14 protein-coding genes are annotated in these 11,718 nt (G+C 40.2%); 10 read left to right on the plus strand and 4 right to left on the minus strand.

Annotated elements, in window-relative coordinates; all coding sequences use genetic code 11:
* Positions 1-12: 12 nt before the first annotated feature.
* From LXL81_RS16350 to LXL81_RS16360, 3 genes are all read left to right on the plus strand, one after another.
* Positions 13-1,605, plus strand: a complete 1,593-nt coding sequence (locus tag LXL81_RS16350; RefSeq protein ID WP_234647869.1) for an FMN-binding glutamate synthase family protein — start codon at positions 13-15, stop codon at positions 1,603-1,605.
* Between the two features lie 73 nt (positions 1,606-1,678).
* Positions 1,679-3,352, plus strand: a complete 1,674-nt coding sequence (locus LXL81_RS16355) for a S8 family peptidase (RefSeq protein ID WP_234647870.1) — start codon at positions 1,679-1,681, stop codon at positions 3,350-3,352.
* Between the two features lie 39 nt (positions 3,353-3,391).
* Positions 3,392-3,964, plus strand: a complete 573-nt coding sequence (locus LXL81_RS16360) for a hypothetical protein (RefSeq protein WP_234647871.1) — start codon at positions 3,392-3,394, stop codon at positions 3,962-3,964.
* Between the two features lie 9 nt (positions 3,965-3,973).
* On the opposite strand, the gene LXL81_RS16365 is transcribed toward LXL81_RS16360, so the two are convergent.
* Positions 3,974-4,513: an NUDIX hydrolase gene (locus LXL81_RS16365; protein ID WP_234647872.1), complete on the minus strand. Its 540-nt coding sequence runs from the start codon at positions 4,511-4,513 to the stop codon at positions 3,974-3,976.
* Positions 4,514-4,589: 76 nt separating this feature from the next.
* On the opposite strand from LXL81_RS16365, the gene LXL81_RS16370 reads away from it, so the two are divergent.
* Positions 4,590-5,489 (plus strand): DUF2911 domain-containing protein, encoded by a 900-nt coding sequence (locus tag LXL81_RS16370; RefSeq protein WP_234647873.1) that lies wholly within the window; start codon positions 4,590-4,592, stop codon positions 5,487-5,489.
* A gap of 80 nt (positions 5,490-5,569) precedes the next feature.
* On the opposite strand, the gene LXL81_RS16375 is transcribed toward LXL81_RS16370, so the two are convergent.
* The 3 genes from LXL81_RS16375 to LXL81_RS16385 form a co-directional block, all read right to left on the minus strand.
* Positions 5,570-6,178: a trimeric intracellular cation channel family protein gene (locus LXL81_RS16375; RefSeq protein ID WP_234647874.1), complete on the minus strand. Its 609-nt coding sequence runs from the start codon at positions 6,176-6,178 to the stop codon at positions 5,570-5,572.
* Between the two features lie 127 nt (positions 6,179-6,305).
* Positions 6,306-7,127 (minus strand): thymidylate synthase, encoded by an 822-nt coding sequence (locus tag LXL81_RS16380; protein WP_234647875.1) that lies wholly within the window; start codon positions 7,125-7,127, stop codon positions 6,306-6,308.
* 38 nt (positions 7,128-7,165) lie between these two features.
* Positions 7,166-7,606 (minus strand): OsmC family protein, encoded by a 441-nt coding sequence (locus LXL81_RS16385; RefSeq protein WP_234647876.1) that lies wholly within the window; start codon positions 7,604-7,606, stop codon positions 7,166-7,168.
* Positions 7,607-7,930: 324 nt separating this feature from the next.
* On the opposite strand from LXL81_RS16385, the gene LXL81_RS16390 reads away from it, so the two are divergent.
* The 6 genes from LXL81_RS16390 to LXL81_RS16415 all read left to right on the plus strand — a co-directional run bounded on the left by LXL81_RS16390 (position 7,931) and on the right by LXL81_RS16415 (position 11,705).
* Positions 7,931-8,167 carry a 4a-hydroxytetrahydrobiopterin dehydratase gene (locus LXL81_RS16390; protein ID WP_234647877.1) on the plus strand — a complete coding sequence of 79 codons (237 nt, stop codon included), beginning with the start codon at positions 7,931-7,933 and terminating at the stop codon, positions 8,165-8,167.
* Between the two features lie 67 nt (positions 8,168-8,234).
* Complete coding sequence (rsmI, locus tag LXL81_RS16395) at positions 8,235-8,945, plus strand: 16S rRNA (cytidine(1402)-2'-O)-methyltransferase (protein ID WP_234647878.1); 711 nt, start codon at positions 8,235-8,237, stop codon at positions 8,943-8,945.
* Positions 8,929-10,167, plus strand: coding sequence for a DUF4105 domain-containing protein (locus LXL81_RS16400; RefSeq protein ID WP_234647879.1), 1,239 nt, complete (start codon positions 8,929-8,931; stop codon positions 10,165-10,167). Before rsmI ends, LXL81_RS16400 begins: the two co-directional genes overlap by 17 nt.
* Positions 10,168-10,173: 6 nt before the next feature.
* Entirely contained in the window at positions 10,174-10,968 is a 795-nt protein-coding gene (locus tag LXL81_RS16405) for an inositol monophosphatase family protein (protein WP_234647880.1), read from the plus strand.
* 45 nt (positions 10,969-11,013) lie between these two features.
* On the plus strand, positions 11,014-11,550 hold the full coding sequence (locus LXL81_RS16410; RefSeq protein WP_234647881.1) for a YfiT family bacillithiol transferase: 537 nt from the start codon (positions 11,014-11,016) through the stop codon (positions 11,548-11,550).
* Between the two features lie 17 nt (positions 11,551-11,567).
* The gene (locus tag LXL81_RS16415; protein ID WP_234647882.1) at positions 11,568-11,705 is read left to right on the plus strand and encodes a FeoB-associated Cys-rich membrane protein; all 138 of its coding nucleotides are present in this window, start codon (positions 11,568-11,570) and stop codon (positions 11,703-11,705) included.
* Positions 11,706-11,718 lie beyond the last annotated feature (13 nt).

Below are 11,718 nucleotides of genomic sequence, written 5' to 3' on the forward strand. Positions count from 1 at the left end.
ATTTATAAGTTTATGACTGCTTTTTTTGAGTTTTTTAACACAGTGCCACTCTGGGCATACATTCTTCTTATCCTGGTAATTTTTGCTCTTCGGGATATTCTTCAAAAAAAACATACGATTCAGCATAACTTCCCGATTCTGGGCCATTTCCGGTATATGATTGAACAGATCGGTCCGGAGTTGCGCCAGTATATTGTTGCCAATAACAGGGAAGAATTGCCATTTAACCGGCGGCAGCGGTCCTGGATTTATGCATCCTCCAAAAAGGAAAATAATTACCAAGGTTTCGGTTCGGATCAGGATATGAATGAGGCCGGTTTTGTGTTTATCAAACCAGCGATGCTGCCTTATAAATTGCCTTTGAATCATCCGCATCATGCTGCCAATGGAAAAGATCCGAATCATTATACGATTCCTTCGGCAAAAATAATCGGTGCATATCATAAACGCAGACGCCCTTACCGGCCGCATTCGGTTGTTAACGTCAGTGCGATGAGTTATGGCTCTTTGTCGGCCAGAGCGATTGAATCATTGAATAAAGGTTCGTTGCAATTCGGGAATTATCATAATACAGGCGAAGGCGGACTTTCTCCTTATCACCGTTTTGGTGCGGATGTTGTCTTCAATATGGGTACGTCTTATTTTGGCGTCCGGGATCATGAAGGGAATTTCATGATGGAAAAGCTGGTCAAAATGACACAGAATAATCCATTTGTCAGGATGATCGAATTAAAACTTTCACAAGGTGCAAAACCTGGAAAAGGTGGCGTATTACCTGGAAGTAAAATTACGGCTGAAATTGCAGAGATCCGTCAGGTTCCGATGGGAAAAGATGTTGTTTCGCCACCTTACCACAGCACGTTTTCAGATGTGCAAGGTATGATTGATTTTATTGAACAAATGGCTGAGGAAACCGGCCTGCCTGTTGGAATAAAAGCTGCCATTGGAAAAATTGACATGTGGGAACAACTGGCCGATCTGATGGTAGAAACCGGTAAAGGCCCTGATTTTATTACTATTGATGGCGGTGAAGGCGGAACCGGTGCGGCTCCTCCTTCTTTTGCAGATCATGTGGCGTTACCGTTTGTTTATGGTTTCAGTACAGTTTACAAAATTTTTCAGGCCAGAAATCTTACAGATAAAATTACGTTTATAGCTTCCGGAAAGCTGGGTTTGCCGGCACAGGCGATTATGGCATTTTGCATGGGTGCTGATATTGTGAACGTTGCGAGAGAAGCCATGATGTCAATTGGCTGTATTCAGGCACAAGCCTGTCACACCAACAATTGTCCGACAGGCATCACCACCAATAATAAATGGCTGGAAGCAGGTCTTGATCCGACGCTGAAAAGTGAACGCTTTCATAATTATATGAAAACTCTGGCAAAGGAAATTATTGAAATTACCAATGCCGCCGGTTACGAACATCCTTGTCAGCTGGGTATGGACGATATTGATATTTCGATGGGCGATAATAATGTCATCCGTTCTTTGGCGCAAAATTATGGCTATTTAAAAACCCCTGTGCCTTATAAAAACATTCAGGAATTACTTGATTGCTCAAATTTAGGAGGAAAAAATGCACCGGTTGAAAGTATTGCTTAAATTGGGCAACACTTCCGGGTATTCAGGCGTAAGATTTGATTAAAAGAAGTGGTTATCAACAAACGTTATAAACATGAAAATCAAACTTTTACTCCTTACTTCTTTCATCGTATTTTTTCTATCAGATTTTACGCTGGCGCAAACCAATCCGAGATATCTGATTTTATTTAAGGATAAAGCCAATTCGCCATATTCAATTAGCCGGCCAACCGAGTTTTTATCGGCAAGAGCTGTTGCGCGGAGAACCAACCAAAACATCGCCATTACTGAGCATGATTTCCCTGTCAATCCTGCTTATGTAACAGCCATTAAGCAGACTGGCGCAATGGTCATTTATTCTTCCCGCTGGTTCAATGCATCGCTCGTTGAGGCTTCTGCATCACAATTGGCAGCTATAAAAAATCTTGCTTTTTACAAAGGAATTGAACAAAATCACCCGCTTGCAAATCTTACTTCGCCTTCCGCCGGATTGTCCAGAACCGCAAAATTTTCAGAAGTTAAAACGACAACGGAAGATCTTAATTATGGCCTTATGCAGCAGCAGCTGGCATTAATTGGTGTTGACAAATTACATCAGGAAGGGTTTCACGGAGAGAATATGCTGATTGCGGTTTTAGATGCAGGTTTCAATCGCGCTGATGAACTGAATTATATGAAACCAGTTTTTGATGAAAACCGAATCATAGATACACACGATTTTGTGAGCAGGGAAAGTAATGTGTATGATGATGATTCGCACGGTATAAATGCATTGTCGACCATTGCTGCATATCAGCCGGGCTCTATGATCGGTGCCGCGTTTAAAGCATCATTTGCGTTATACCGTACTGAAAATGTCTTTATTGAATCGCCTTATGAAGAAGTTACCTGGCTTTTGGGAGCAGAACGCGCAGACAGCGTGGGTGTGGATGTGCTTAGTTCATCTTTGGGATATACTACGTTTGATGATGAATTTAACTCCCCGGAATACAATTATACCTACGAGGATATGGATGGTAAAACAACCATAATCTCCCGTGCTGCGAGGTATGCTACACGTAAGGGAATTCTGGTTGTAAACTCCGCTGGAAATGAAGGAAATAAAGCCTGGCACTATATAGGCGCACCTGCCGATGTGGATTCCGTCGTCAGCGTTGGTGCCACTACATTGGACAGAAGTTATGCTGCATTCAGTTCGGTGGGGCCAAATGCTATCGGGCAATTAAAACCGGATGTTTCTGCTGTCGGTTCCGGCGCAGTGGTTGGTAACAGCACAGGAACGGGTTCTGCCACAACAAGCAGCGGGACCTCATTCTCAGCGCCTCAGATAGCTGGGCTTGCTACTATACTCTGGCAGGCTTTTCCCAAACTGACTGCTCAACAAATTATTGCAGCTTTGAAAAAATCGGGACATCAGACAGCAAATCCTGATAATCTGCTGGGATATGGTGTTCCAAATGGTGCTTTGGCGGAAGCCATTATCAAAAATGATTTTGTCCTTCTGGGTACTGAACCGGATATATTGAATGAGATTATTCTGTCACCAAATCCAGTTCAGCAAGATTTGACTTTAACTTTTCCCGTTTCACTGATTGGTAAAAAATCTACACTAAGTCTGATTTCCCAAAGCGGACAAACGATTTGGTATAATCAACAGGTTTTGAATTCTACAATATCTCTTCCGACAAATTCTCTTAGCGCCGGTTTGTATTTAATAAAAGTCGATGTATCAAACCGAAGTCGTACTTTGAAATTTGTGAAGCAGTAGATACTGTTAATCCTTTTCTTTTTCAGGAAAACACACACTATGAAAAATGCCTTTGTTGTAATTCTGCTTTTTATCACCGTCAAATCTCAGGGCCAAATCTACAAACCTGAAAATTTCCGGCCTGAAATTTATCTGGATTCTATTAAATACGGATCAATTCCATATATCGAGCCTAGCAAGATAGATTCTATTCATGTTGTTAAAGAAACTAATAAAGTAGCGGGGGGGCAAATATTTATTAAATCCAAGAATCCCAAAAGTCTGCACATTTTATCAGTTTACGATATTAGCGCCAGGTATACTAAAAATGCTCTCGCTCCGACAATTTACATGTTGGATAATCAGATTTTGAAAGAAGTTTCAACTTTCAGAATTGATTCTGCCTTAATACTGAAAGTTGAAATATTGAAAGGTTCAGAAACCGACTATCTGAACGTTCAATTTCCTGATTTAACTATTTTGAAAATAATTACCCGGACAAAAGAAAATATTGCCAAACAAAATGAGATAAAAATTCGGGGAGTGGAAACGAGACCAGTATCGCAACCTAACACGGATGCAAAAGGGAATACAATATTAAGGATTCGTGGCGTTTCCACTACTTCTATGTAAACGGCACTTTTAAATCAACGCCGTTTTCCTGACCATCCTCATCAAAGATTCTGAATTGTTATACAAATGAATGTTTTCAACAGCTATCCATTGAACATCTTTTGATTCAATATTGACTACAAGTTCATTTTCCGGATTAGCTTCAAATACAAAACGAATGTCGTAATGATAATGGGCCGGATCTTTGCTATTGGCTGGGATCAAATGTACGTCCACATCAAATATGCCTTCTTTTGCCAATCTAAGATTTGACGCACCGGTTTCCTCCTCAACTTCTTTTTCTGCCACATGACGCACATCCGGATCTCCGTCAGCATGGCCGCCGGGTTGAAACCAGCGATCCAGTTTCCGATGATGCATCAATAAAACTTTATCCCGTTCTGGCGAAACGACCCAGCCGGAAGCTGTTATATGCCCAATTAGCAACGTCCTTTCAAAACACTCAGGATTGTCATTTACAAATTGTTTTGTTTCGAGGTACATTTCAGTTTCAAGGCCCTCGGCGGGAATGTAGGAATCAAGTAAAGAAAGTAAGCTGCTTCTATTCATTTAATAGGCTATGTAATTATTTCATTCTAATTTCGCTGCAAGTTTAACAGATCAAAAAACAAACATCATTACCCAAATGAAAAAGTATTTATTATCCCTCACTTTTGCTATTGCTGTTGCATCAGCCTCAATTGCTCAGCGCACACCTCAGGCAAGTCCGGGAGCTACAATAATCCAGACCGTAGGAATTACTGATTTCACCGTAAAATATTCTCGTCCCGGCATTAAAGGTCGCGCGGTTTTTGGCGATAAATCTCCGATTGCTCCGTTAGGACAACTTTGGCGTACGGGTGCAAACCAGCCAACTATTTTTGAGTCGACAACTGATTTTACTTTTGGTGATAAAAAGGTACCTGCCGGAAAATATGCATTATTCTCAATTCCTGAAAAAGCCAAATGGACGGTTATTCTGAATAAAAACTTAAATGCAAGTACTGATGTTTATAAAGATACAGAGGATGCTGCCAGAATCGAGGTTACACCTGTTTCAGGAGAATCCACAGAATCTTTTCAAATCAGTTTTTCTGATGTTACAGATTCAACCGCATCTATGAACATTGCGTGGGGAAGTGTAAAAGTGCCTGTTAAACTTTCATTGGCAACTCAGGAATTGACCATTGCTTCACTGGACAGAGCCGTTCAGGACAAACCGGAAGATGTTGCAACTTTACAAAGCGCTGCCGGATATTACCTGGCTAAAAATATCGATTTAAGAAAAGCATTATCGCTTGCGGACAAAGCAATCGGTTTGAAAGAAGGCTGGTCGAATCTTTGGATTAAAGCACAAATTCTTGACAAACTTGGTAAGACATCTGAAGCTTTACCAATTGCTCAAAAAGCTTTGGCTCTTGGTGCAGCAGCTCCTGATGGTGCTTATAATTTTTACAAAACACAAATAGAAAAAGCGATTTCTGATATGCAGGCGAAAGTTCCGGCTAAGGAAGCTTCTTCAAAAGGTAAAAAGAAAAAGAAGTAATAATTCTTTTTTAAAACATTACAAAAAACGACCGGCTCAAACACTGAACCGGTCGTTTTTTTATTTTTACCGATAGCCTATTATCTGAAAAATCTCGGGACACTCCATTCATAGCGGACCGCCAGAATCCTGATAGCGATAATTACCAATGAAGCAGTTATAAAAGCAACATGGCGCTCTGCTCCTGCCCTTTCTAAAACCAGATAACATACAGCCCCTGCTAAACAGGCGGTTGCATAAACTTCCTTCCTGTATATAATTGGAATTTCATTATTCATCATATCACGGACCACACCGCCCATAATCGCTGTAAATACACCCATAATAGCCGCAATTTCAGGCCTGACACCTAAATGAAGTGCCTTTTCCGTTCCAACAATGGTGAAAAGCGCGATACCAAATGTGTCAAACAAAAACAATGTTGTTCTTAAACCAATCAGATATTTGTAAAAAATAAAGGTTGTAATAATGCCGGCTAAAATGGCGTAGAGAATTGTGATATCACTAATCCAGACCAAAGGATAACTTCCTAACAATACGTCACGCATCGTTCCGCCTCCAATAGAACAAAGAAAAGCAGTAAAACTTGCACCGAACCAATCCTGATGTTTTTGATCTTTTACGGAAAGAGCGCCGGAAATCGCAAAAGCAAAAGTCCCGATGATCTCTAAAATATATTGAATGCTCATTTTGATTCTTAAATTCGAAGCGCCACTTCCAAAACAAAATTTATGACAAAAAAATTGGATAAAAGACTATATGTTAATCACTTAACAACATCAGTCTTTTATCCGTTCTATATTATTACCAAGAAAATTATACGGCCACCGGTGCCTTAATCCCTGGCCATGGATTATAATTTTCCAGAGTAAAATCTTCAAATTCGAAATCAAAAACACTTTTCACTTCGGGATTTAATATCATCTGCGGCAATGGACGAAATTCACGGCTCAACTGCAATTCCACTTGTTCAAGATGATTACTATAAATATGAGTATCGCCACCCGTCCATACAAAATCTCCAAGATCAAGGTCACATTCCTGCGCGATCATCATCGTCAGCAAAGCATAACTGGCAATGTTAAACGGCACGCCCAGAAAAACATCGGCACTTCTCTGATATAGCTGACAGGACAATTTTCCTCTCGTTTCACCTTTATCCGTATCCGGCGGTGCTACATAAAATTGAAATAAAGCATGACAGGGTTGCAGCTTCATTTGTGAAAGTTCCGAAGGATTCCAGGCAGATACCAAAATCCTTCTTGAATCCGGACTGTTTTTTAACAAATTCAGGATTTCCTGCAACTGATCAAACGACTTTCCATTAGCACCTTCCCAGCTTCTCCACTGTTTACCATAAACCGGACCAAGATCGCCCCGTTCATCCGCCCATTCATCCCAGATGGAAACACCATTATCTTTCAGGTATTTGATGTTGGTATCACCTTTCAAAAACCACAGAAGTTCGTAAATAATGGATTTGGTATGAACCTTCTTAGTCGTAACCAACGGAAATCCTTCTTTTAAATTAAAGCGCATCTGGTAACCAAAAACACTAATGGTTCCCGTCCCAGTGCGATCAGTTTTACGAACTCCGTTATCCAGGATATGGCGAAGTAAATCGTGGTATTGCTGCATTATGATTTATTTTGTCGAGGAGTAATTCTCCCCGATAATTAACTTTTTAATACTTCGGACTCAATTTCAACGCTATGCGTAATGGTTGCAAGCGCTTCCAGCTGTGCAGTTGCAGAGCAATATTTTTCCATCGAAAGTGCAATCGCACGATCAATCTTCTTTTCGTCCAGATCGTTTCCTTTGAATTTATAAGTCAGATGGATATTACGAAAAGGGCTACGTTTTGTACCTTCCTCTTCTACGCGGTCTCCGTCTGCTGATACCCGGAAATCTGTAATATCCTGTTTTTGTTTTTTCAAAATAAGTACAACGTCAATGGCACTGCAACTTGCCAGACCCATTAATAACAACTCCATTGGTCTGACACCAGCACCAACGCCACCGATTTCAGGAGATCCGTCTGTATGTACTTTTACTTCTGATGATCCTGTACCTTCAAAATGAAACGCGTCATTAACGCGCACTAGCTCTACTTTCATATTATTACCTGATTTCTCCGGCATGCCGGAATTTGACAATCTGACGGATCAAACCTCATTAAAATGCAAATATACTCCTTCCTTAGGGAATCGCTATTTACTGTAAAAATTTAAAATGAGCTTTTATCCTAGTATATTCGGTCAAATAATGTTTTTTATTCGTCCTGATAGTAGAACATATTTCAATATACAATTCGTTTACAATTAAGGATTAAAATGAAAAGTTCCGGGTTGTGTTTTATTCTGAAACTTTCAAAATACTGATTAATAACATATTAATTATCTCTAAGACGCTTTTTCATCAGTTAAAACAAATATCCAGGCATGTGGAAAGAAGAAGATGACAAACTGAAACGGACATTCATTTTCAAAGACTTCAAAAGTGCTTTTGCATTTATGACAAAAGTAGCAGCACTTGCAGACGAAATGGATCATCATCCATGGTGGTCAAACGCATACAATAAAGTTAATATTGAATTAAACACCCATGACGCCGGAGATAAAGTAACCGAAAAAGACCAAATTCTGGCGGAAAGAATTGATATGATTTTTGGATCGTAGGGGCAATCCCTTGTGGTTGCCCGGAAATCACGACCAAAACCTAGAAAATGCGAATTAAATTAACCAAATGAAGCTTTACATAGTACCAACGCCGATCGGCAACCTTGAAGATATTACCTTGCGTGCCATCAACGTATTAAAAAGTGTGGACGTCGTTTTGGCAGAAGATACAAGAACTTCCGGTCAGTTGCTGAAACATCTGGGTATCAGTAAACCCATGCACAGCTACCACATCCATAATGAACATCAAAGCATCACCCGAATTATAGAGCGCATTTTAAAAGGCGAAACCATGGCACTGGTTTCAGACGCCGGCACACCTGCCGTTTCAGATCCGGGATTTCTACTTGTAAGAGAATGCATAAAATACGGCATAACGATCGAATGTCTTCCCGGCCCGACAGCCTTTGTACCAGCCCTGGTCAATTCCGGATTACCCAGCGACCGGTTTACATTTGAAGGATTCTTACCGCATAAAAAAGGCCGACAAACCAGAATGCAAAATCTGGTAAACGAAGACAGAACGATGATTTTTTATGAATCACCGCATCGTTTGATCAAAGCTTTACAACAGTTTTCAGAATATTTCGGAGCCGACAGACAAGCCTGTGTTTCACGCGAGCTAACTAAAATCTATGAAGAAAATGTTAGAGGAACGATTCAGGAAATCATAACCTATTTTTCAGAAAAAACCATAAAAGGCGAAATCGTAATAATTGTTGCGGGAAAAGCAGATGAAAAGAAGAAATCCTCCGATTACAATGACGACCAGAATTAACATGATAAAATATTTGAAACTCAACAGCCATCATCCAATCCAAAGGATTTTAACCAGTACTTTCTTTGCATTACTTTTCCTGATTATCACACAGACAGCCAATGCACAATTTGGAACATTAAGTCCACAGGCAAAAGTAAGTTTGGTTACCGTCGGGCCGGGACAGGAATTATATTCCGGATTTGGACATAGTGTTTTATGGATTTATGATCCGATTGCCGGATTGGATAATGCTTACAGTTACGGCTCATTCAGCTTTCAGACAGGCAATTTTTATGTTAAATTCCTGCGGGGTACATTACCCTATACCATTTCAGTGGCACCGTTAACTTTGGAAGCACCCTACTGGCAGGCTGAAAACCGGTTCATAAAAGAACAGGTTTTGAATCTTTCTCCATCCCAAAAACAAAAACTTTACAATTATCTTGAAACTAATCATTTGCCGCAAAACAGGGAATATCAATATAAATTTTTCTATGATAACTGTTCCACGCGTCTTTCTGATGCATTAAAAGCGGCAGCAGGCGATAGTTTGACATTTCCCGGTTATACAAAAGATACATTAAGCTTCCGTCAGTGGATTGACAAATATGCATACAAACAAAAACCATGGTCGGATTTTGGGATGGATCTGGCTATCGGAGCGCCTTCTGATGAAATTGCGACACCAGCTCAGGCTACATTTTTACCAGATAATTTGAGCAGTGCTTTTGCCGATTCCAGGATCAAGATTAATGGTCAGACTTTGCCCTTAGTAGCAGAGACGAGAGATCTGTTCGTGGCTACCCCGGCAGAAAAAGGGTTTGAAGTTACACCAATGATCTTCTTCTGGGCTCTTGCTGCGTTGGTTTTGGCATATACTTTTTATCAATCCAAAAAAGAAACTGTCAATTTCACATTTGACAAAATTCTTTTTACTATTGTTGGATTAGTTGGCTGGTTAATTTTGCTTTTATGGTTTGGAACCAATCATGGCGTAACCACCTGGAATTATGATATTCTTTGGGCATTTCCATTTTGGCTTCCGCTGATCTGGTTTATTTCAAAAGATAAAAAACCGGCCTGGTTTCAATTTGTGCTGATTTTTTATGCAATACTTTTAATGGCATCAACTGCAAACCTTGTAAAACATAATTTTGTAGTGATCCCGATTTTGTTAATTCTGATCACAAGAGTTTATTACATTAATAATTCACTTTCTAAAATCCCGCAAAAAGGATAATTACGCATGGATCTGGAATTGCTGACAAAACAAACCATAGAAATAGTAAAACAGGCTTCTGCATTTATTCAGCAGGAAGCCAAATCATTTTCAAGAGATAAAATTGAATACAAAGAGCTCAACAATCTGGTTTCTTATGTAGATAAAGAAGCTGAGAAAATGATTGTTGCCGGTTTGAGCAAAATTCTTCCGGAAGCCAGTTATATAACAGAAGAAGGCACAACAGGACAGGAACCGGATCCGGAGGCATTGAACTGGATCATCGATCCGTTGGACGGCACAACCAATTTTATACACGGGATTCCCGTTTATTGCGTCAGTGTAGGTTTGGCAAAAGGCAAAGATCTTTTACTTGGTGTCATCCATGAACCAAGCCTGGATGAAGTTTTCTTTGGCTGGAAAAACGGCGGAGCGTGGTGTAATGAAAAGAAAATGTCTGTGTCAAGGGTTAAAACGTTACAGGAAAGCTTGATTGCAACCGGATTCCCGTATTACAAATTTGAAAAACAAAAACGTTATATGTACATTCTTGAACTGCTTATGCAAAAAACGCATGGCATCAGGAGAATGGGCGCGGCAGCGGTTGATTTGGCTTATGTAGCCGCCGGACGGTTTGACGGTTTTTATGAGTACAATCTGAATTCATGGGATATGGCTGCCGGTGTACTTTTAATTAAAGAAGCCGGCGGAACGGTGACTGATTTTAACGGAGGTGATAATTATCTTTTTGGGGGCGATATCATCGCAGGTTCGGGTGGACATGCAGAACTGGTTGCCGCTATCAAGGATAATTTCAATTAAATATTTTAACAAAACAAACCGATATTACTTAACTTAGATATCACCATGGAATTGGAACAGCTTCGTTTTCCTATTGGAAAATTTGTTCCGCAGGACAATTACACACCTGCTGAAATAAAAACAAATATTCAGATTATCAGCGCATTGCCTTCTAAATTTATCAATTTATTAGGAGGTTGGGATAATGAAAAACTTAATACGCCTTATCGTCCTGATGGCTGGACGGTCAGACAATTGGTGCATCATGTGGCAGATAGTCATATGAACGCATACATTCGTTTTCGCCTTGCGTTGACGGAAGATAATCCAACCATTAAACCATACGAAGAGCAACTCTGGGCGGAATTGCCGGATGCGAAAGAAGCACAGATTGAGTTGTCGCTGCAACTTATGCGATACGTTCATCTGCGTTGGGTCCTACTTTTAAATTCGATGGGAGAAACAGAACTGGCGCGTACTTATGTGCATCCGGCCAACAATAGTACCAATCGTTTGGACATGGTAATAGCAAATTATGCATGGCATAGCGAGCACCATTATCAGCACGCATTTCAGTTGGCAGCCAGGAACAATTGGGCCTAGAAATCTGTTGGACAAACATGATACAGCAAATAATAATATTCGCTCTTTTTATAGGCGCTGCGGGTTATATAAGTTGGAAGATCTACAAATCCTTTGACAGCAACAGTGGATGTGGAAAAGGCTGCGGATGCAGTTCTGATAAAAAATTAGCTTAAAAAGTGTGGCAGA

The sequence above is a fragment of the Dyadobacter sp. CY356 genome (genome assembly GCF_021440195.1).
Lineage (GTDB): Bacteria > Bacteroidota > Bacteroidia > Cytophagales > Spirosomataceae > Dyadobacter.